Raw genomic sequence first — 21,868 nt, 5'->3', positions numbered from 1 at the left:
CTACTCCGTCCTTTCTCCCTGGCCGGACCTGTCAGGATCTGGGGCCTGCCGGCCAGCCGAGAGCGGCAAGTCAGCCTGCGGGGCCAGGGCCTCCTTGCTGGCCTGGCCCACCTCCTCGACCTCCCGCACCCCCAAAGCGGCCAGGGTTCGGCGCAGCTTAGCAGCACACGGTTCGGCAGCCAACAGGGGGGCATAGCTCTGCCAGAGCCGGGCCGCCTGCTCAGCGGCATCGGCCCGATCGAGGAGGGGGCGAAGCTGCCAGAGTAGCTCGTCGAGAGCCTCGGCCACGCTCCGCGCCAGAGCGATCTCCTCCGGCCCGACCAGGTCCAGCCCCTGGAAAGCACTGCCGTCGCCATAGAGCACGGCCATCAGGCGGCGATCCCTCGCGCGGCGCGCCTCCTCAAACTCCTCCCGGCGCTGGGCCTGGAGAGCGGCTTGAGACGCCTGCGTTGTTCCCAGCAAAATGGCACCCTCGCTCAACCGGTGATGGCAGATTAGCACCACAGCTGAGCAGTCGTCATCGGCCAGCCCCCGGCACGCCCGACACTCCTTGACAAACGTCTCCCAGGAAGAGGGCTTCTGGCGGGCCACCAGATCAAAGCACTGTGCGGGACTCAGACTGCCATCGCCCCCCGCCAGAATCCAGCGCGCCAGGGCATCGGTGGCCAGCAGCAGGCAATCGCCCGCCCCAAGTGTCAGCCAGCGCTCCTTCAGGCGGTGAAAGGAGCGCCGGAAGAGGGTTGCTCGCGAAGGTAGACACAGCGGAGACCTGGCGAAGTCCACGGGCGAGCGCAGGGGAAAAGAGGCCACCTCCTCGCTGCCAGCCCGCCGCCAGAGCAGGCAGCTATCGCCGATCGCCAGCATCTGGACCACTATCTGCTCCGGCTCCGACTCTACCACGCGCAGCGTCGCCAGAGTGGCCTGGCTGCCCTCGCGCAGCCATTTCTGACGCGCCATCGGCGGCAGCCGTTCCAGCTCCTTCCGTGGAGGAAGCGCCTGCTCATAGCGGGTACGGGCCTGAGCAAGCCACCACTCCAGCTCAAACGGGTCAGCGCTCAGCAGCGGGCACTCGAGGAAGAAATGCACCAGCGTCACAGCCCACTGGCGGGCGAAGAGCGTCGTTCCGGCGCCGTCGGCCAGCGCGAAAAGCCCGCGTCCCGCATCGAGCGCGCAGGCATCCTCAAGCGTATCGAGGTCGTGCTCCGATTTCCAGTACTCCAGAATCCTGATCTCGGCAAACATCGGCTGATCGCCTCCTCAGCCCCCAGACCGCTGCACGAGGAAGCTCTTCCTACCAGCCCCCAGCTCACGCGGGCAGGCCCAGGCCGCCCCCCTCAGCGATTCGGGTCCAGCAGCTGGGTAGCTGGAATACTGGCAAAATTGAACATCAGACGTATCGAGACAGCGTCGCCGTTAAAGATCAGGCCACGCGCGCCAGGACTCAGATCGCGGTGCAGCATCGATGAGAGTTGGACAAGACTGGTTTCCGGCACCAGGCTGCTGATACGAAAGAGCAACTGGGCATAGGGATCGTTGGGCAGCTCACTCTCGGAGGCCGGATATTCCACCGGCGCGCTGTTGAGATTCGTCAGGTGGACCGTAAAAAGCAAGGCCGTCCCATCGGCAGTGGCCACGCGGCACAAATCCTGAGCGATCGGCGTCGGGTCACCGTCGGTGGATTGACCATCGGTCACATTGATCACCACCGGCGGATAGTTGCGCGGATTGGCCGCCGCCCAGCGCTGGGCCAGCTCGGCAGCCCGCCGCAGCGCCGCACACATCGGCGTTCCATCTGAGGCGACCGGCTTCACCCAGACTGGGAAGGAAACTTCCACCTCGTAGACAGCTCCCGTTTCATCCAGCTCGCGCCTCTTGCGCCGCTCTATGGCCAGAGGCTGATCCTGCAGCTCGGCCAGAGACACAAAGTCCTTGCGCCCCAACCCTCCCTTAAGAGCCGAGGTCACACTCGTCCCGCTGTAGCCCAGAATGGCCACCTCGGCCCGCGGACGCACCTCGGGTATACCTTCCTTGTCAATCACAGTGTTAGCCGCAATCAGCTCGTTGAGGAAACCGTTGACGACGGTCGCCAGCATTTCGCACTTACGTCGTCCACCTCCAGCCTGCTGCAGGCCAAATGGCTCTTCCATTGATCTCGATTGATCAAGCAGCAGAATAAGACAGCCAGGCTGATGGCTATTCCACGGCTGGGTGTACGGCATAGCTGTCTTGCTCCTCTCTCGGCACTTCCCGCTAACGCTTGATCCTCTACCGGGAGAACGCTAGAGGAATGCCAAATTTACGTATCTTTACCTAGAGTCCAGTTCGACCTGGAAGCAAGCCTCCGGTCACCTGATCAGGGAGGCCGCTGGTCCCGCCCCTACCAGTCCAGGCGCCGCCTGCCATAGCTACGGACACTTGAGAGCACAGCCCCCCCCGCCGCCAGGGCCGGCAAGGGGGCGAGCAGAGTCACAAGCGGCATATGAGGCCAGATCTTCACTATCAGATTGAAACAGAGAAAGCCAATACCTGCTCCCTCATAAAGAATCACTGGCAGAGCAGACACGAGCATCATAGTAGGATTGCGCCGGCTAATCGCCAGGTAGAAGATGGCGATAATGAAAGGAATAGAGAGCAAAATGGGCGGCCATAGGTTGGGAAGAGCGATCAGCCAAAGCAGTCCAGCCAGCACAATGAGCAAGCTATGCACGAAGCGGAAGAGGCGAAAATCTGGCAGGTGGAGAAAAGAAAGGTGGCCGCTCCAGAAATGCACAGGCCTGGCCGGCGGCGTCTTGACGGAGAAGGCCGGTCCCTTTAGGAGAGCCGGAGAGGTCTGGGGGAGCGTGACCGAGGAGGCGCCGCTGTCCATGAAAGTCGAGCGACTACCGAGAAAGAGATTGGCTGGTGCGGAGATCGGCACGGGACCAGGTCCAGAGAGCGACCCCAAGCCGGATCGAGGAGCAGGCCCGGCTCCCGCAGCGGCTCCAGAGGCGGCCTTACCGGGAGGAGAGGTGGGAGCAGCGGGCGAGGAGGCGGACTGCGACTGCGAGGGGCGTTGGCTCGTTGCGACGGCCTGCTCAAGGGCCTCGGCAAAGGCTCTGACCGTCGGATAGCGCTGATCGGGATCTTTCTCCAGGGCCTTGAAAATGACCGCCTCAACGGCGGGGGGAATATCGCTAAAGCGAGCCGCGAGCGGCGGCGGCGCCTGCGTTCGATGGAGCCGCATCAGCTCCTGCAGGCGCGCCTCCGGATCGGTGGCTGGGCAACTGAAAGGCGGTGCGCCGGCCAGCCACTCATAGCAGGTCACGGCAAGAGCATACTGATCGCTGGCGCGGCGGCGCTGGCCATCAAAGCGCTCGGGGGCCATATACTCGGGCGAGCCCCAGATGGCTTCTCTCCCTGGCCAGGGCAGGGCTGCCACCTGGGGATCAGCGATGTGCAGCGTCTTGTGTCCGATAATGGCAATGCCGAAGTCGCTCAGCCAGATCTGCCCGCGCTCGCCAACCAGCATGTTCGCCGGCTTGACATCCAGATGGAGCACGGCCTTCTCGCGCCCATCAGGTTCACGAAAGTCGTGAGCATACTGCAGCGCCGCCGCTACCTGCTGGACATAGTCCAGTGCCCGCTCAAGAGGCAGGCGCTGGCCGCGGGGGACAAGTTGGCGCAGGCTACCGCCCGGGGCCAGAGGCATGACCAGGTAGGGCAGCGCCAGCCGCCGTCCGCGCAGCTCTAGCTGATAAATGCCGTAGTCGAGAAGCCTGATAATGTTGGGATGGTTGAGGCTCGAGATAATACGAACCTCGCGCTCAAAGGCGGCCTGGTTCTCCGGCGCCTCCAGAGAGCTTCGGCCGATCTTGATGGCTACCTCCTGGCCCGCTTCCCGGCGGCCTCGATAGACCGAGGCGAAGCCACCGCTGCCCAGAATCTCGACCAGCTCGTAGCGATCAACGTGCTGGCCAAGGAGGGCCGAACTTTCGATATCTGCGTTGCTCATGCCTTCCCTCCCTTGGGCGGGGGACACCTACCAGGGCCGCAGGCCAGCCCCAGTCAGGTTCAGGCCGAGAACCAGGCCGGCAACTCGCGCCTGCGGCCTGGCTCTGGCAAGGAAACCTCAATGGTAGCGCGAATTGGGCCAACTTCACTACATAAATCAGCTTCTATTTACAGGATTTACAAAGTGCCCTGGCCTGGCGGAGGTAGGGCGGGACTAGCTGGCGGCGAGAGAGCGCGGCCGGCGGGAGACCATGGGGAGCGTCGGCCTACCGGACATTCTCCAGGACCAGCGGTTAGCCGGAGCAGGTCAGGTGCAGGGTGCGGCGTCGCGGGCCATCCAGCTCGACCAGCACGATACGCTGCCAGGTTCCCAACAGCAGGCGCCGGTGGGCATAGGGGACCGTCAGCGACGGCCCGATCAGCGTGGCCAGAATGTGATCGGGGGCATGGTCCGGATTATGAGGATGGCGGTAGCGGATCGCCGGGAGCAGGCGGCGCAGGGCTTCGAGCAAATCGAGATCGGTACCTGGGTCCAGGTCCATTGCCGCCACCGCGCAGGTCGTATGCGGCACAAAAACCGTACACAGGCCGCTCTCCGGCTCGACATCGCGCAGGTAGCCAGCCACCGTATCGGTGATATCGATGACCTGATCCTTGTCACGGGTTTCAACTGCCAGAATCTTCATCTGAGCCATCAGATCGTCCTCCGGTGAGACATCAGATTGACCCCGGTTGCCACAGCCTTGCGTGCCGCCAGAATCCGGGCAGGCGCCCACCGCCCACCCGCTGGTCGGACCTGTTCAGCTTTCTCCCTGCGGCGACCCACCGCTGGCCAGCTCTGGCCTTGGGGCCTGACCAGGCTTGCGGCCACAGATCGTCAGGGCATAGCAAAGACCAACATGCTCCTCGCTCAGCATTTCCAGAAGCATCTGCTCATAAAGGGCATCGAATTCGGCCTCGCTGAGAGAGGCGAAGTGCAGCAAGAATGGCTTTGTCAGGGCGAAGGCCACCTCGGTATCCTTGACGCTGATGGCATACATCTCGCTGCCGTAGGAGCCGTCGACCACATAGGGAGCCTTGCGGATGGCCTCAAAGCCGGCCTCCTTCAGCAGCTTGCCGAGCATATAGGGGACGCCCGTCGTGTGGCCATCGACCGAAAAGGTGCGTTTCAGGCGGGCCAGCGCCGAGTAGAGGTGACCCATCATCGTCTGAAAGGCCGGGCTATTGGTCACCGTCAGCTCAGGCTCAGAGAGGCGCAGCAGGCCGCCTGGACGCAGCAGCCGCCAGCACTCTGCGATCAGCGAGCGCCAGCTCTCTTGATCCATAAAGGCGAAGATCCAGCGGGCATTGATCAGATCGAACGAGGCATCGTGGAAGGCCAGAGGCTGCCGGGCATCCATGACCTCGAAGGAGACGTTTGTCAGGCCGCGCACACGCGCCTGTGCAAAGGCATAGCGGATCATCGTTTCGCTGATGTCGAACCCCACGACCTCCATCGAGGGGTGGGTAGCCGCCAGGGTGAGGGCCCAGCCCCCAGGACCACAGCCGATATCAAGCACCCGGTGCACGCTGCTGAGTTCCTCGGCGCTCAGCTCGGGTAGCAGCCCGCCCATCGCCTGCGTCAGCAGTTGGTCCTGCATCATGAGGCGCGACGTCTCGGCCGCATCTTCAGCATCAATCGTATACTGGCTCTGGCCTGTGGGCTTGGGAGAGGAGGCAGCTTGATCAGAGGCAGCCATTGCGTTTCTGTCCCGTCCTTTCTCTGCACTTCAGCAAAGGCTGAGGCCAGGCGCATCCAGGGCAGACAAGCAAGCAACGGATTGGGACGACCCGGCGCTGTCGATTGCTCGCAGGCTACCGGTCTGCGTCGGCATAGTAGCATGCACTTCAAGATGATCAGACCCGAGTGGGCACGGCAGCCCTGTAGCCAGTCTACCGACTGGTACAGGTTTCAGGATAGATCATCAGGAGAGGCGTGTCAAGCGGGAAGAAAGACCGCGACTTCCAGGCTCAGTTGAGCAGGGTCCAGGGATGCCAGCCGCCGTCAAACCACAGATGCTGCAGGGCATTTGAGTCGGCACGAGCGAATACGTCGATATAGGCCGGCCCCCAGGAAATGGCGGTGGGCGAGGAGACCAGATGTCCGCCGAAGGATTCCCAGGCGGACCAGCGGCCATCGTAGGCCAGGTGCAGAAGCGCGCTGGCAGGTGAGCAGACGAAGACATCCAGACGGTGGCTGCCCCAGGAGGCCGCGGTCGGATCGTAGATGAAACTGCCGCCGAGGGACTCCCACGGTCCCCAGCTTGTTTCAAAGGCCCGGTGCCAGAGAGCATTATCCGCCCCCCGGGCGAAGACATCCAGGCGGCCCGGTCCCCAGGAGACGGCTGCCGGAGCCGAGGTGATTACGCCCCCCAGCGATTCCCACTCATGCCAGAGGCCGTCGTACCACTTATGCCAGAGGGCCTGATCGGGGCCGCGGGCAAAGACGTCCAGCCGCCCGGCGCCCCAGGAGGCCACTGCCGGATTCGAGGTCAGGCTACCGCCCAGGCTCTCCCAGTCGTGCCAGGAGCCATCAAACCAGCAATGTAGGAGGCTGTTGTCGACGCCACGCACAAAGAGATCGAAGCGCTCAGGTCCCCAGGCTACGGCCACAGGATCGAAGGCCAGCGAGCCGCTGAGCCGCTCCCAGTCGTGCCAGCGCCCATCGAAATGGCGATGCCAGAGGGTATTGTCAACGGCGCGGATGAAGAGATCGAGCTGGCGGACGCCCCAGGAGGCCAGGGCCGGACGGCTGTTAATGCCCATGACGAGGGCCTGGGCGGTCGCCTGGGCCTGGGCCTGGGGTGTAGAATTGGCCGGGCGCGCGCTGGGCGTGGGCGATGGCCGGGGCTGGACGCTGGCCGTAGGACGGGGGTGCAGCGTTGGGGGCGCTGGTTGTCCCAGGCTGCGCAGCCAGTTGAGCCGTTCCTGCAGGGTAGTCACGGCCAGGTCACAGGTAGCGGCGCTGAGCAGGGTCAAGGCTCCGATTCTTACCAGAGCCTGGCGACGCGAGAGCGGCTGTGCCGGCGCCAGCGGTTTGCCAGGCGGCAGAGCGGCAAGGGCGGCTGACAGCCAGCGCAGAGAGCGCGACGGCACCCAGGAGGCGGGCGCTGGAGTGACGGGGGACGCCAGCACGGGTAGCGCTGCCGGCTGCTGGACGCTGGCAAGGCCCGCTTCGGCCTCGGGACCGCCGCCCGGGACCACCGGGGCGGCGACCGCCGCGGCGGCGCTGCCAGAAGGGGAGGGAGCTGGCTCGTCGGCGGCTGCCTCGCTCTGCTCTGAGGATGTGGCCAGGGCCGCTGGCTGGGCGGGCAGGCGACGCGTTTCCTTGCCAGGCGCCAGACGCGCGGGCAGCAGCAAGGGCTTGCCAGGACGCCACGGCTCGGCTTCGACGGCGGACGAGGCGGCCAGGCGGGCCGCCGGCACCTCCACCGTTGGCTCGTCAGCGGCCTGGGCTAGAGCCGCTTCGAGGGCACGGGCAAAGTCGGCGACGCTGGCAAAGCGTTCGCGCGGATCTTTGGCCAGGGCCTTGAGTACGACCGTCTCGATGGCCGGCGATAGAGAGGGCTGCTTCTCGCGCAGCGGAGGCGGAGGCGCTTGCAAGTGCTGCAGAGCGACGAGCATCTCGCCTCCCACGAAAGGAGGACTGCCACAGAGCCACTCGTAGACCACCACGCCCAGGGCATATTGATCGCTGGCCGGTGTCGGCGCCCCATCGATCTGCTCGGGCGCCATATAGGTCGTGGTTCCGGCTGCGTTGGGCGGCGCGTAGGGCGTGCGCGTGACCCCGGCCCCCGGGGCGCGCATGGCAATGCCAAAGTCGCTCAGCAACAGGACAAAGTTGTCGCCAAGCAGCATGTTTTCCGGCTTGACATCACGATGGATGATCTGGCGGTCGTGCGCATACTGCAGGGCCGCGGCCACCTGGCGCACGTAGGAGAGCACCCGCCCCGGCGTCAGGACGCTGCCGGCAGGATGGCGCTGGCGCAGCGAGCCATAGGGGGCGTAGTTCATCACCAGATAGGGCGTCTCGTCTTGAATGCCAAATTCCAGGACGCGGATAATGTTGGGATGCGAGAGGCGGGCAATCGTGCGCGCCTCGGCCAGGAATTGGTTCAAGGCATCCTGTGTCAGGCGCGTCTGGAGGACCTTGATCGCCGCCGGTGTCTTGAGATAGATGTGCTCGCCCAGGTAAACGCGGGCAAAGCCGCCGCTGCCAAGCACTTTGAGCAGACGGTAGTTACCGAGTCGTTGCCCTGCATAGTCTATCATCGGCCCGTCTCGACCCTGCTTTGTGGTTGCATTGCTTGCTTTCTGCGCTTCAGTCTGCCTCGCTCTGTCTCGCCTTGCTGCGCTTCGCTAGCGCAACCGCCTTCCCGCCCTCCTCGGGCTTATTATAGCGTACGCTCCCTTTTTTCGGGACAAAAGTCTCATTGGACGGGAGAAAATAGTACTTCTGGCGTAGCTTTTTCTCTTCTCCACCCACCGGAGTAGGGACGACAGCCAGTTGTCGGCGCCCGCACTCGCCCGGTATACTGAAGCATGGCTGCCAGTCGTGCGGTTCCGGTCAGTCTTGTGGCCGGCTGGGTCCGGCGACTGACAATCAGCCAGCTTGCAAGGCGAAGAGAAGAAGGGAGCGACAGGCAAGGCCCTATGTTGAATGACCCCGTTTTGTTGAACGATTGGCATGTGGTGGCGTATGCACCCGCCCTTCCCGAACGTCAACCGGTGGCAGCGCGTTTGCTCGATGAGGATCTGGTGCTCTGGAAAGTCGATGGGCGCGTGCATGTCTGGCGCGATCTCTGCGTGCATCGCGGCGCGCGCCTCTCGCTGGGACGTGTCGAAGAGAATCGCTTGATTTGCCCGTATCACGGGTGGACCTACGATGAGGAGGGGCATTGTGTGCGCTTCCCAGCCCATCCAGAGCAGAGGCCTCCGGCAACAGCTCATGCGCGGGTGTATCGCAGTTGTGTGCGCTACGATTGGGTCTGGGTGACGCTGGGCGAGCCTCAGCAGGCTGTGCCGGCTTTTCCCGAGTGGGATGATGCGAGCTTCCGTAAGGTGCACACCGGTCCGTACTCTATTGAGACAAGTGGACCACGGGCGATCGAGAATTTCCTGGATGTAGCCCATTTTCCGTACGTCCATGCCGGCCTGCTGGGCGACCCCGCCCATGCGGCGATCAACGATTATACGGTGGAGATGGGCGAGGATGGGATCACGGCCCGCGATATTACGGTCTGGCAGCCAAACCCCGATGGTAGCGGCCAGGGCGCGGAAGTGACCTATACCTATCGTGTGCTGCGCCCGCTGACGGCTTATTTTGTCAAGACGTCCCAGGGACCGCGCTTCGCGATGTTCTTTACGGTGACGCCGGTGAGCGAGCGCCGCTGCATTGCCTGGCAGTATGTGGCTTTGAACTACGGCGAGCAGAGCGAGGAGGAGATCCGCCGCTTCGAGGACGCGGTGATGCAGCAGGATATCCGCGTGATTGAGTCGCAGCGCCCAGAGCTGCTCCCTCTGGATCTGCAGGCAGAGCTGCATCTGCGCTCGGACCGCACGGCTATCGCTTACCGCCGCTGGCTGCGTCACCTGGGGATGACTTTCGGGACCGCTTGATTTGCCGCTTTTGCTTTTGAAACACAAAGAAAATGATTGATCCTGTTACTCCTGGCTCCTTTGTTCGTCCTCCACAATAGAGGAAGGCGCACAAAGAGGGGCAGCACAATGAGTGCTGCCTCCGACCCGTCCGGGGTGAGGCGGCTGGCCTCGCCCCGCCGCAGCGAGGAGCACATTGGCGGTACCTGGCCGGCCCTCTTGGAACGCCGCTGCCAGCGTCTGGCCGAGCAGGAGCGCTCTTGAGAAGGCCTCGGAGAAGGGGGCCGAGAATAGCTTACAGTGGTCGATCCGCTTGTGGATACTGAACTGGACAGCGCCGTCAGCGCAGCCGAGCAGCCGGCTACAGGCGCCCATCTCCGCATGTCACAGCTACAGAAGCAGCAGGAGAGGAGGTCGCGAACCTGTGAGCAGCCCTCTCATTCACGATGTCAGCAGCAGCAGCAGTAGCCATACCCACCGTCGCCTTAGCCGCAGCAGACGCTTCCGTCAGGGCCGCCAGGCGCGCTACGCACGCTATCTCGGCTCGCTTCGCCGTGTTAGTCGGCAAGCCGTTCAGGCCACGCGTCGCCGAGCGCCGGTCTGGCGGCCCTCGCCCTTCTCGCGCTACGCGCTGGCCTGGCTGGCCGCTTATCTTTATGGCTCGCTGCCACTCGTCTACTGGCTGGGACGGCGCAGCGGCGTCAACCTGCGCCACAGCGGTTCCGGCAATGTCGGCGTCTCCAACCTGCTCAGCAGCAGCAAGCGAGGGCGACGCTGGGCCGTGCCGGCGGCGCTCTTCGATGCCTCCAAAGGCTACCTGCCCATCAGCATCTGCCGCCGCCTGGGCTACCCGCGCGAGGTGGCCGAGCTGGCCGGTGTCTGCGGCGTCGTGGGTCAGTGCTGGCCGCTCTTCTTGCGCTTCAACGGCGGGCGCGGTCTGAGCGCCTTCCTGGGCGCCGCTCTGCAGATGAACCGCCGCGCCGGCGTCCTGGCTCTCTCGACCCTGGCCAGCGGCGTCCTCTGGCGTCTCTGGTCGCTGCTCTCTCACCGGCAAGCTCCCGCGCCGACCGCCCGCTGGTCCTGGACCGGCTCGCGCTACGCGATGCCGCGCAGCACGCGCAGCAAGGTGGTACCGCTCAGCGGACTGGCCGCTATTGTGCTCTTCACCCTCATCTGTCTGCGCGAGCATGAGCGGACGCGCCGTCAACAGCTCATTCCCCCTTTGCTGGCCGCCCTACTCCTGCTGCGCCGCCTGACCGCTCCACTGCCCGACGACGCCGAGCATGGTCCCACACGCCAGCCCACTGCCCTGCTCTATCGCTTGCTCTACGACCGCAACACGCCCGAGTAGACGCGATCTCACCGCAGCGGCGAGCTTTCTGGGGCGCGAGCTGGTTCTGATCTCTGATGTTATGTCCCACGTCGGCCTGGGGGAACCAGCCCTCCTGAGCAGGCCCCGTCTACTCTAAGTAAAGTAAGGACAGAAACAGGAACAGGAATAGGAAAAGGAGCTGAGAAGAGGAAGAGGCGACTCCAACAATGATCGGTATCGTTACCGATAGCACAGTGGGACTGCCGCCAGCCCTGGCTGCCTCCCTTGGCATTGCTATTGTGCCGCTGGTCATTCTCTTCGATCAAGAGGCCGTCCTCGATAGCGATCTCGATAACAGCACGCTCTTCCGCCGTCTGGAGAGCGCCCCGGCCTTTCCTCATACGTCGCAGCCCTCGCCCGCTGCCTTTGCACAGACCTATAGCCGCCTGATCGCCGCAGGAGCCGAGGGCATTTTGACCATTGTCCTCTCGGCCCGCCTCAGCGGCACTTATCAGACCGCGCAGCTTGCCCGCGAGCTGCTCCCCGAGGAGCAGCGCCAGGTGGTACCCATCGAGATCCTCGATTCGCAGAGCGCCGCTATCGGCATGCTGCCGGCGGTGCTGAAGGCCGCCGAGGAGGCCCGTCAGGGGATGCCCCTGGCCGCTATTCGCGCCCACGCTCAGGAGGTGCTCGCTCGCACACACTTTCTTGGCGTCTTAGACACGCTGGAATTTGTGCGCCGTAACGGGCGCCTCAACGGAGTGCTGGCCACCCTGGGCGACCTGCTCGATCTGAAGCCGATCCTGGTCCTGGAGCGCGGACGGATCGTCTCGGCTGGATTGGCGCGCAGTCGGCAACGAGCCTACCACCAGCTCGTTCAGTTGATTGCCGCGCTACGTCCTATCGAAGGCATCATCCTGGGCGAGTCCAGCCCTGGGGCAGCCGAGGACTTGCGTCGGGCGCTTCAGACCATCTATCCAGGTGAGCTGCCGCTCTATCCGCTGGGACCGGCCTTAGCTCTCAACACCGGCCCGGGCACTGCCGCTGTGGCTGTTGTCAGCCGCTCACCGCTGGCCTTGAGCGAGCACGCAGCGAACAGGGACAAGCAGTCAGCCTGACGAGCGGCCAATTTTCTTCTCTGCTCAGCACCTCTCTTTGAGCAGACAGCCCCAGATCTGCTCGACCTGGGTATGGCCAGCCTGGTCGAGATGGAGCAAGAGAACCGGCTTATTAAGGACGTTCCCGTCGCTGCCAAAGGCAATCGTCCCTGTAATCCCTTGCCAGGCCTGCTGGCCGCTGATCTGCAGCAGCGCCTGCTGTACCCGCTCCCCTGTCAGGGGCAGACGCTGCTGGAAGAGTCGATAGCAGGCTTCAGCCAGGACGGAGACAGCATCGTAGGCCAGCATGGCATCGGCATCAGGTCGGGTGTAACCATAGGGACTGCGACCAGGGGGCGTCGGCCCGAAGCTGGCCGCGTAGGTTTCTAAGAAGGTCTCCATCTGGGGTATGGTGTGCCCATGCCATTCGTCCGGGAAGGCAAAGGCTGTAAAGTAGAGCCGTCCGCTGCGAAAGGCGGGGCGCGCCTCCTGGGCATAGTTGCCATAGATATAGAGCGCGTCGCCCCCGAGCACCAAGGGGCAGGCCCGTGTGGCGACTTTGGCCGAGGACAGGCACGGGGGCAGGGCTTCAAGCAGGACGCTGACGTCGGCGGAATAGCCGGCAAAGTAGATCAGGTCAGGCTGGCTCTGGAGGGCTGCTTGTAGGAGGCGTGGCAAGCTCTGGGGCTGGCCAACCTGGTACTCTTCGGTAGCTGTGATCCGATGGCTGGCATCTTCGAAGGCCAGGCGGAAGGAGGAGGCCAGACTCTGGCTGTACTTGTCGCGTGGATCTTCGAAGAGAGCAACGCGATGGGCATCCAGGGTCTGACGAGCATAGAGGGCGGCGTCCTCACCCTGCAAGGCATCAGGAGGCGCGATGCGGGCGAAGTAGGGCAGGTTGCGCAGATCGTTGCCAGAGGCGGTCGGTGAGAGCATCGGCAGGTGGGCCTGGTCAACCAGAGCCACGCTTTCACTGACATCCTGGCTGAGTTCCCAACCAATAATACCTACGATGGGAGCGCCGTCAGATGAGGCCGAGGCGGCCCGGATGATCTGACAGGTCACCTGGTCGGCCCGGCCACCGCCAGCGTTGGCCAGCAGCAGACGCACTCGCAGCGTGTGGCTGTCGTTAAAGATGCGCTGGGCGATGTAGGCCCCCTGCAGAATGTCATGCGCGCCTCCGAGGTAGTTGGAGATGAAGCGCGTTGCAACCACCAGGGTCACGGTGGGCAGACTACTCTGTTCGACGGCCACGTCTTCGGCATAGATGCGCGCCTCGGCATCGTTTGTCACTTGCTCAGTGGCACTTTGCCAGAGCGACTGCGCCTCAGAAAGGTTGCCGCTGCGATACTGTTGGGCTGCCTCTTGCTTGCGTGCCAGATCGGGTAGGCTGGTGTCCAGAACAGAGGAGCCGTCGCTGATTCCGACAAGCTGACCGTCGGGAGAACGCGTTACCCCGAGATAGGCCGAGGAGGCCAGGTTATTGCGCGGCAGGCTACAGCTGGCGGTGGGCGTCACCTGGGGCCAGACGCGCGGCACGATGTTCCAGCCAAGAAAGACCAGCAAGAGCACGCACGTGAGGATCACCCAGAAGCGTGTTTTCACGACCAATAGGGCCAGATCATCTCTGAGAGCCTTCAGTAGCCGAATGAAGCCCACGCGCGCCTCATGAAACTGCAGGACAACCCCAATGGCGCCGATGAGTAGCCCGATAAAGGCGGTTAACTGAGCGGAACCGCTCGCTTTGTAGCAGAGCCAGCAAAGGATAACGATGAACAGGAACAGAAAGCCCAGTTGGGCCAGGCGTCTGCTCATGCTGGTCCCTCCTTCCTTTCCCGGAAGGAACATTCAGGACAACTAGACCTCTCCTGATGTAGATAGACGCAATATGTAGATAGACGCCATAAACAGAGACCGTTTGCTGCTCATTATAGAGCACTGAGCAGCGTCTGCCTATCATGCCTTTCTCCTGAGGATTGGCAGGGCAGAGCCAGCCTGGCGCGGGAGCAGGGCCTGTACTATGATAGAAGGATAGCCGCGACCCGAGCATGAGGTGAAAGCGGGCAGGGGACCATCCCCGTCCCCGACCGGAGAGCCTTGGCGAAGGAAGGGCTTTCACCTTCCGAGCAGGCAAGGAGGCCGGCGAAGACAGCGGCAGCGGAGGCCGGCAACTGGGTCTTGAGCGAAGGCAAGGGGAACATCATTGAGGAGCAATACAGGAGCGATGCAGCAAAGCGTATCTTTCACAGGCGGGCAGGCCGTGGTAGCCAGCCTGCGCGCCCATCATATCGAGGTCGTTTTTGGCATTCCGGGAGTGCACAATCTGCCGATCTACGACGCCCTTTACGATGAGCCAGGGATACGTCACGTGTTGGCGCGCCATGAACAGGGGGCAGGCTATATGGCCGATGGCTATGCGCGCATTGCCGGGCGACCGGGGGTGGCGCTGGTGATCACAGGGCCAGGTGTGACCAATATTGCGACGCCGCTGGCCGATGCCTATGCCGATTCGGTTCCGCTGCTGGTCATTGCTACCAGCCTGCCGGGCAAGACCGATGGGCGCTCCTGGGGACGCCTGCACGAGCTTAAGGATCAGCTCGGGCTGGCACAATCCCTGGTCGGCTGGTGCCACGAGGTGCAGCGTGTGGCCGAGATTCCGGAAGCCATCGCTGAGGCGCTGCGCCAGACACGCGCGGGGCGGCCCCGTGGGGCCTTTCTGCAGATCCCACTTGATGTGCTTGAGGAGCAGGAGAGCATATCGCTGGCAGCTTTGGAGGAGAGTGATGCTGAGCCTCCGGCGGCTCCCAGCGAGGAGGCCTTGCGGAGGGCAGTGGAGCTGCTACGGGCAGCTCAGCGGCCTGTGATCCTTGCTGGGACTGGGGTAAGCGCAGCAGGGGCAAACCATGAGCTGCTGCGCCTGGCTGAGCTGTTGCAGGCGCCTGTGCTGCTCGGAGGTAAAAGCCACGATGTGTTGCCCAACGATCACCCTCTGGTGATTACTACGCGCGGGGCCCCGTCACGCACGCTTGGTCCCCTGCTGAGTCGCTCCGATCTGGCGCTGGTGATCGGTAGCAAGCTGGGCATGCAGCGTACAACCCTGCCAGCACTGGAGCGCAGCCGCAGTGGACCGACAGAGGCTGGTCGCCTTCCGCTGCCTGAGAGATTGATCCATATCGACATCGACGCCGGCGAAATCGGGCGACGTTACCCGGCCAGCGTCGGGCTGGTCGCCGATGCTCGTTTGGCCCTGATCGCCCTGCTGGAAGGACTACAGGAAAATCCGGGGCAGTATGAGGATCGGCGCGAGGAGGTGGCTGCCGTACGCGCCGCTTTAAGCAAGCGAGCATTCCAGATCTATGGCGAGGTCATGCCCTGGCTGGAGGCGCTGCGGACGGCCCTGCCGCGGGAGAGCGTTGTGGTGGCCGATATGACGATGGCTGGTTATGCTGCCGCTCAGGTGTTCCCAGTCTATGAGCCGCGCAGCTTTATCCACGCCTCCGAGCTTTGTTCGATTGGGACGGGTCTGCCGCTAGCGTTGGGGGCTCAGCTGGCAGCCCAGGGGCGCCCAGTGGTGGCCCTCTGTGGTGACGGCGGCTTTCTGCAGAACGTGGGCGAGCTGGCAACGGCGGCCCAGGAGCGCATTCCGGTCGTCACCATTGTCTTTAATGATGCCAGCTATACAGCGGTCAAGAACGATCAACTGCAGCGCTTTCCTGGACGCAGCATTGCCACGACCCTCGAGCCTCCCGATTATGTTGCTCTGGCGCACGCTTTCCGTATCGAGGGCCAGCGCGTTGAGGCGCCGGAAGCGCTGGTCGCCTTGCTGGCCAGGCGAATAGGACAGCCAGCCGAGGAGGCGCGCCCGCTCTTGATCGAGGTGCCGCTGAGCCAGCAAAGTCACTAAGTCATGTCGGCTCCTGGCAAGCCAGGGGCCGACTTTGATGAAGCGCTCGCTCCTTGTCAGGCCTCTCTTCTCTTGCTATTCTTCATAATACGGTAAAGGTAACGGATGGACCAATGTTTCTGTGGTGAAGAAGATCAAGATTGATGAGCTGCATTTGGGCGACCCGAGGGATTAGAAGCAAGTACTCTGCATTGTGTCGCCTTATCCCGTATCAGGTTATTAGATATCTGCTGGATAGAGATCCAGGAAACTAGCATGCAGAAGGAGGAAGGCGATGACCCCCTCTTCCCAGTCGAATAGGGGCCGGCCCGATGAGTGGCCGCGGCGGAACTGGGCCTTTGCCGAGTATGAGCAGGTACCTGGACAGCGCGTTACGCTGGTGGCAGAGAGCAGCCTGCGCGATTTGCCAGGTACGGTGCCAACACCGGCCCCAGAGTCTCGCTACTTTTTTCCGATCTGCCTCGCTCGCAGCCAGGGAACAGCCCTCCACGAGGCTGACGCAGAGGACAAGCTACTCCACGAGCTGGCACGGCGCTTCAATCCCCGTCACGAGCCGGTCTGTCTGGTGCAGGCCAGGGTCCGGCTCTACAGCGAGCGCAAGCCCTGTCCAGTTTGCGAGGATCTGATAGCCCAATTCCAGCGTATGTTTCCCCGCATCGAGCTGAGAGTGGACTACGATTTTGAGCCTGCATTCTAACAAACAGGTAGTTGACAACCTCCTCAGCGCTAGAGCGGCGAACGGCTCTCCAGCTCAGGGCAGTGCAGACTCTCTATTGCAGGGAAAGGTCAGCCTGCAACAGGCGACATCAGTCAGGTCAGGCTAGCCAGTTCAGGAAAGGAGTCTTTGCTCAATGTACTTTGATCGGTTGAAAGAGCGCTTGAATCAATACCAGCAGCTTTACGGACACTGGCAGCCTTGCTATCCCGCATGGGTCGACCAGCTAGAGCAGCGACTCGGCCTGCGCTTTCCAGCAGCTTATCGTGAATTTTTGCTATGGCTTGGACATTGGAGCGGGGGACTGCTTGATGGCATCTCTTGTGGCTGGATGCACCTTGAATTCAATCAGCGCTGGGCTCGGGGCACCTTGATGGCCCGTGGGCCGATTCGCAAACCCGGACTTGCCAATGCCCTGCCAGTAGATGCGCTGGTTTTTTGGCGCGAAGGTTATGATCGCTTTGCTTTCTTCCGGAGCAATGAGGGAGATGACCCTCCTGTTTATGTGTGGCAGCCTCTGTCCGGCGAGCCTGGTGCCTGGCAGTCCTCCGGCAGGCATTTGGTAGCTTTTCTAGAGGAAGCGCTTGAGCAGGCGCTCAGGCGCCGAGCGCTGCTGCACGAGGCGCTAGTGCGTGGCACACCGCCCCCAGGCGGCTACCTGGGACGTGTACGCGCTCGCTATGAGGCGATGGCGGGCTTGCTTCCAGGACCTGTCAGGGGCTGTCAAGAGCAGGAACTTTCTGAGCTGGAGCGGGCACTGAGATGTCGTTTACCCGCGGCTTATCGCGAGCTGCTTCTCTGGCTTGGCCGTTCTCATCAGGGCATTCTGGGCGAGTTAGCAACCTCGGTCGAATTGCTCCTGCCTCTGCAGCAGCAGGCTCGCTACTGGCTGCAAGCCGACCGTACGCCAGTTCGCTTGCCGGAGGATGCTTTCGTCTTTTACCAGCGCTATGAGTCGGCTTTTGGCTTTTTCCGCCTGAGCGAGGGAGAGGACCCTCCCGTCTACGGTCATCCTGATGATCCACGCCAGCGCCGTTTTGAGTGGTGGCATCGCCACCTCAGTGATTTTGTGATGGCTCAGTTGGAAGAGAGCATTGTGTTGGCCGAGCGGCGCTGTCTTTGGGAAGACTCTCAGGGAACACGCCCGCAGTCATAGCGGCCCTGAGGAAAGCCGGTCAGAGAGGGGATGGAAAGAGCGAGTTCTCTCTTCTTCTTGCTTCCCCCCTCTCTACCTGGTGCCTCCTCACAGGAGATGTGGATTTCCTCTACAGCCGGCCGCCGAGGTCGACTGCACGTACCGTACTTACTGTTTATGCTGCGCTGTCCCAGTCCGATGCTCCCTGGACCAGGTCCCACCCCTCTCCTCTTGTCTCGGACTCCACTTTATCAGGTCCTCCCCCTACGCTCGAGTGCTATCCTGTTCGCCCTGGACCTCTCTACGCTTTCCAAGTTGTCAGGGGTTGTTCTCTGAGTTATTTCTAGTTACCCATCACTCATGAGCTGAACCTTTACGAGACAGAATTTGATCCTTCCATCTGTCAGCATCCTCATACGACCTTTCCATCAGGTGTCTTGTTTTTCAAACCAAGTAGGGCATTTTTCCTATCCAGAAAATATTGCCTTCTATCCACCCTTTATGCTACCATAATACCAGTAAATAGAAATATGAACATTATCACAATATAGCATGGCGCTCTTCTCCCGACTCCAGGATGCACCTCAGCATCATCAGTCATAGCTGCCAGCCTGGCCTGGTAACTAGTGCTAAGTGAGGAAAGGAGAGATCTCATGCCCGATCTTATTCTGTTTGCTCCGCAGCGCTTGCTTCAGGCATCTCAGAATATCTCTGTCCGTACTCAGGATCTGCAACAGTGCACTCCATCCCTGCTTGATGAAATCAACACGATCAGCCAGCAGCTTCCTCCTGCCTACTATGAACAAGCCTATTGGCAAATCATGCGGGCGCGCGCTTTCCTTGACCGTTCGATGGAGATCCGCGACCGCATCGCCACTTTTCTGAAGTGTGCTGCGACTGCTGCTCAGCAACTCGATCAGGATCTTGCCCAGACCTTCAGCAGCGATGCTTCTTCCTCTACCGGACAGTAAGTCAAGCCCCCTCTTACTTTTTCAGAGGAAGGAGGCCTCTCGCAGATGGCTGGTCCTACCCGCATTCATTTTGAGAATCCCGTGACCATTTTTGCCGAAACGATGGCACAGCCACTGGAGGAGGCGGCCAGGCACTGGCAGAGGCTGGTTCAGGAGCACGCAGCAGCCAATGATCATCTGCATCAGCAGAGCAGTGCCGTCTCCGATGTACTCGGCTCGCGGGCCTCACAGGCCTTTGGTTGCGTCGTTCAGAAGCAATATCAGTACACCAAGAGTATCACCGACTCTCTTCAGCAGCTAGCCAACATGCACCAGCAGGCTGCTGATCAGCTCAGAGCCAGTGCCCGAGACGCTGACAGGATCGTGGCTCCCTTCCTGTCTCTGGTCAACCATATCATGGACCAGCTTACTCCCGACCTTGTTGTCCGTGAGGGAGAGGCCCCTATCCACGCTGTCTGCGCAGATTTGCGTCATACCCTCAATAGCCTCGATCACAGCACAGGCAAGCTGCTCCACGATGTTTTCAGCCTTAACTTGAGTGGCTTGGCGCACGATGCTGAGGAGGAAGGGAAGGAGCTGAGTCGGCTGGTAGGCGATGCGCTGGCAGGACTGGCTGTCGTCGAGCCTGCGCTGGCCCAGTGGGCTGCCGAGACTGCACAGGTAATGGACTGGCTCTCTAACCAGGGGGCCAGGCTGCTCAATAACGTGGCTGATCATGTCCTGAACATCGAGGACCTCTTTACCGCCGCTGCCATCCTCTACGATCCTAATGCCTTGCCACGAGAGCGCCTTGGGGCCGTCTTCCTGATCGCCTGTACTCTCTACCAGGACCTGACTCTTTTCTGCCCAGAGGCAGATATCCTGAATTTCGCCATGCATGGAGTCTTCGAGGCGATTGGGAAGACTGTTCTCAAGGACCTTCTGGAGGAGGGCGGCAAGCTGCTGTTGGAAGGGAGCGCAAAAGGACTGAGAAAGTTCTTAGCTCTCTTTTCTCGAAGTGCTGAAGAGGAAGGTGCTCAAAGAGCCGAACAGGAGGGATTGCACGCAGCAGAGGAAGGAGCAAGCCATGGCTTGACCGGAGGAGATCCTATCCCTCAAGGAGATAGGCCAGGCGAAAACTTTGTCGTTGATAGCCAGGGCCGATCTTATAGCGTCCCAAGCAACTATAGGCCGCGCTTCGGCAACCAGGTCTCAGCCGATTTTGAAAGAGCGCAGGAATTCCGCCAAGAGATAATTGATTCATTTATAAGCCAAATACCATCTAATATATCGAAAGAAGAAAGAGATGAACTTATTAGAGGAATAGAAAGAGATTGGTCTTGGCGCAATCATAATGTGTGCTTTGTAAGATATAAGCTGGAAGATGGAACAACAGGAGAAATACTTGCTATAAGTGGAGTAGAAAGCCCTCGCGGAGCCCTCGCTGTGGCGAACAACGAGCGAAAGTTCTTACCCACAGCATTTCAATTTACCGACAGTGGTCGCGTCAATCTGCCACTGTCGGACTCAGAAGACAAGGCTCTCCACGCACTGGCCAGTGAGCTTGACCGGTTGCAAGAGCAAGGCTCTGGCCCAAAGGTAGTGCAGGTCTACCTTTATAGCGAGCGCGAGCCCTGCCCCTCGTGTTTGGGTATCATCCAACAGTTCGAGCAAAGATATGGTATCAAGGTGGACGTGAACTTTGATTTTGAGTATATTGGCCCGCCACGGCAGGTGCTCTCGAATGCGGTCCCTTGAGGACTCTCTTTAGCACGCTCCCCAACGATTTGAGGGTAGCGTCAGGTGCGAAGCCGGTTGCCCCTCCGTGAAGGGCGTCTCCTGGAAATGGCAGTCGACCTGGCACCTGTTTGCATTGCTATCGTTACTGTATACTCGACTGTATACTCACAGCCAGGCTCTGAGGATTGAGCGCTTTGGGGTACTGGCTTCCATAGCCGATAGCTCAGGAGGCAGCCCCTTCCAGCCATAGCCACCTCCCGCCAGAGCTGGCGGATCGCTAAAGTTATGACAGCTCTTCGGCAGAGCAGGCCGACCCACAGCGAAAGCCTGGCTCCCTTTTCGACTGCCCGCTTCTTGCCTTGACCTCTTCCCTCGTCTGTGATATGCTGCTCTATAGCCTCTATAGACTTCCTTGCCTGCCAACTATGTTCTACGGTGAAAGGTATGAATCGCCGTTCTCCCAGCGCTTCTTCTATTGCTCATAGTTACCGATTTCCTGATGACCCTGTGATTCTCTTACCGAAGAAGGAGGCTGTCGCATGATCCAACCTGTGTTGCGCTACCACCACCAGCAGGCTCGCGGCGTCACCGCCTGCGCCTGGTCTCCCGATGGCTCTCGGCTCGCCGTCAGCCACCTCCCTCGGCAGCTTCAGCTCTGGGACCCTGCCTCCGGCTCCCTGCTGCGCTCCTGGCCCACCCCTTCGACCGACTGGCTCACCTGGTCCCCCGACGGCTCCCTCCTCCTCTCTAGCTCCGAAGTCTGGGATGCTCATACCGGCCAGCTCCTGCTGCGTCTACACAGCACTCCCCTCGCCCTCTCTCCAGACGGAACCATCCTCGCCTGCCGCACCACCACCGCCCTTCTCCTGCAGGACCCCCGCCACGGCCTCTTCCTTGAGCGCCTCCCCCTTCCTGAACCCATCTCCCGCATCGCAACCTGCGCCTGGTCCCCCGACGGCTCCCTCCTCGCCGCCTACTGCAGCCTCGATTATCCTTACGGAGCCATCTTCCTCTGGCAGGTCTCCACCGGCCAACTGCTCCTGCGCCTCCGCGACCACGTCGGCGCTCCTTCCGCTCTCGCCTGGTCCCCTGACGGCTCCCTCCTCGCCTCCGGCGACTCCAACGGCTCCCTCTCCCTCTGGAACCCTCGCTCCGGCCAGCTCCTCCTCCGACTCTCTCACCCTCGCTCCATCTCCTCCCTCGCCTGGTCCCCCGACGGCTCCCTCCTCGCCTCCGGCGACTCCAACGGCTCCCTCTCCCTCTGGAACCCCCACTCCGGTCAGCTCCTCCTCCGACTCTCTCACTCTCGCTCCATCTCCTCCCTCGCCTGGTCCCCCGACGGCTCCCTGCTCGCCTCCGGCGACTCCAACGGCTCCCTCTCCCTCTGG

17 protein-coding genes are annotated in these 21,868 nt (G+C 61.8%); 10 read left to right on the top strand and 7 right to left on the bottom strand.

The window, feature by feature from the left end:
• The 6 genes from ACFMO7_RS02805 to ACFMO7_RS02780 form a co-directional block, all read right to left on the bottom strand.
• Entirely contained in the window at positions 1-1,242 is a 1,242-nt protein-coding gene (locus ACFMO7_RS02805) for a hypothetical protein (RefSeq protein ID WP_376794011.1), read from the bottom strand.
• A gap of 92 nt (positions 1,243-1,334) precedes the next feature.
• The gene (locus ACFMO7_RS02800) at positions 1,335-2,219 is read right to left on the bottom strand and encodes a VWA domain-containing protein (RefSeq protein ID WP_376794010.1); all 885 of its coding nucleotides are present in this window, start codon (positions 2,217-2,219) and stop codon (positions 1,335-1,337) included.
• Between the two features lie 158 nt (positions 2,220-2,377).
• Positions 2,378-3,991, bottom strand: coding sequence for a serine/threonine-protein kinase (locus ACFMO7_RS02795; RefSeq protein ID WP_376794009.1), 1,614 nt, complete (start codon positions 3,989-3,991; stop codon positions 2,378-2,380).
• 292 nt (positions 3,992-4,283) lie between these two features.
• Positions 4,284-4,685: a secondary thiamine-phosphate synthase enzyme YjbQ gene (locus tag ACFMO7_RS02790; protein WP_376794008.1), complete on the bottom strand. Its 402-nt coding sequence runs from the start codon at positions 4,683-4,685 to the stop codon at positions 4,284-4,286.
• A 105-nt stretch (positions 4,686-4,790) separates the two neighbouring features.
• Positions 4,791-5,729 carry a class I SAM-dependent methyltransferase gene (locus tag ACFMO7_RS02785; RefSeq protein ID WP_376794007.1) on the bottom strand — a complete coding sequence of 313 codons (939 nt, stop codon included), beginning with the start codon at positions 5,727-5,729 and terminating at the stop codon, positions 4,791-4,793.
• A 271-nt stretch (positions 5,730-6,000) separates the two neighbouring features.
• The gene (locus ACFMO7_RS02780) at positions 6,001-8,301 is read right to left on the bottom strand and encodes a protein kinase (RefSeq protein WP_376794006.1); all 2,301 of its coding nucleotides are present in this window, start codon (positions 8,299-8,301) and stop codon (positions 6,001-6,003) included.
• Positions 8,302-8,682: 381 nt separating this feature from the next.
• Between ACFMO7_RS02780 and ACFMO7_RS02775 the strand changes: the two genes are divergently transcribed.
• The 4 genes from ACFMO7_RS02775 to ACFMO7_RS02760 all read left to right on the top strand — a co-directional run bounded on the left by ACFMO7_RS02775 (position 8,683) and on the right by ACFMO7_RS02760 (position 12,057).
• Complete coding sequence (locus tag ACFMO7_RS02775; RefSeq protein ID WP_376794005.1) at positions 8,683-9,648, top strand: Rieske 2Fe-2S domain-containing protein; 966 nt, start codon at positions 8,683-8,685, stop codon at positions 9,646-9,648.
• A 108-nt stretch (positions 9,649-9,756) separates the two neighbouring features.
• Positions 9,757-9,891 carry a hypothetical protein gene (locus ACFMO7_RS02770; protein ID WP_376794004.1) on the top strand — a complete coding sequence of 45 codons (135 nt, stop codon included), beginning with the start codon at positions 9,757-9,759 and terminating at the stop codon, positions 9,889-9,891.
• A 160-nt stretch (positions 9,892-10,051) separates the two neighbouring features.
• Positions 10,052-10,978, top strand: coding sequence for a glycerol-3-phosphate acyltransferase (locus ACFMO7_RS02765; protein WP_376794003.1), 927 nt, complete (start codon positions 10,052-10,054; stop codon positions 10,976-10,978).
• 188 nt (positions 10,979-11,166) lie between these two features.
• A complete protein-coding gene (locus ACFMO7_RS02760) occupies positions 11,167-12,057 on the top strand; it encodes a DegV family protein (protein ID WP_376794002.1) in 891 nt (296 codons plus the stop codon).
• 24 nt (positions 12,058-12,081) lie between these two features.
• Here ACFMO7_RS02760 and ACFMO7_RS02755 read toward each other — a convergent pair whose 3' ends face one another.
• Complete coding sequence (locus ACFMO7_RS02755) at positions 12,082-13,851, bottom strand: ABC transporter substrate-binding protein (protein WP_376794001.1); 1,770 nt, start codon at positions 13,849-13,851, stop codon at positions 12,082-12,084.
• 409 nt (positions 13,852-14,260) lie between these two features.
• On the opposite strand from ACFMO7_RS02755, the gene ACFMO7_RS02750 reads away from it, so the two are divergent.
• From ACFMO7_RS02750 to ACFMO7_RS02725, 6 genes are all read left to right on the top strand, one after another.
• Positions 14,261-15,940, top strand: coding sequence for a thiamine pyrophosphate-binding protein (locus tag ACFMO7_RS02750; protein WP_376794000.1), 1,680 nt, complete (start codon positions 14,261-14,263; stop codon positions 15,938-15,940).
• A gap of 274 nt (positions 15,941-16,214) precedes the next feature.
• A complete protein-coding gene (locus ACFMO7_RS02745; protein ID WP_376793999.1) occupies positions 16,215-16,637 on the top strand; it encodes a deaminase domain-containing protein in 423 nt (140 codons plus the stop codon).
• Positions 16,638-16,791: 154 nt separating this feature from the next.
• Positions 16,792-17,811, top strand: coding sequence for an SMI1/KNR4 family protein (locus ACFMO7_RS02740; protein ID WP_376793998.1), 1,020 nt, complete (start codon positions 16,792-16,794; stop codon positions 17,809-17,811).
• Between the two features lie 632 nt (positions 17,812-18,443).
• The gene (locus tag ACFMO7_RS02735) at positions 18,444-18,761 is read left to right on the top strand and encodes a hypothetical protein (protein ID WP_376793997.1); all 318 of its coding nucleotides are present in this window, start codon (positions 18,444-18,446) and stop codon (positions 18,759-18,761) included.
• A gap of 306 nt (positions 18,762-19,067) precedes the next feature.
• Positions 19,068-20,498, top strand: coding sequence for a deaminase domain-containing protein (locus tag ACFMO7_RS02730; protein ID WP_376793996.1), 1,431 nt, complete (start codon positions 19,068-19,070; stop codon positions 20,496-20,498).
• Positions 20,499-21,019: 521 nt separating this feature from the next.
• Positions 21,020-21,868, top strand: an 849-nt coding sequence (locus tag ACFMO7_RS02725; protein WP_376793995.1) for a WD40 repeat domain-containing protein, incomplete at its 3' end; no start/stop codon positions are given.

The organism is Thermogemmatispora sp., from assembly GCF_042408735.1.
GTDB lineage: Bacteria > Chloroflexota > Ktedonobacteria > Ktedonobacterales > Ktedonobacteraceae > Thermogemmatispora.
The sequence above is the reverse complement of the archived record's forward strand: the minus strand, read 5'-3'. Positions and strand labels throughout refer to the sequence as shown.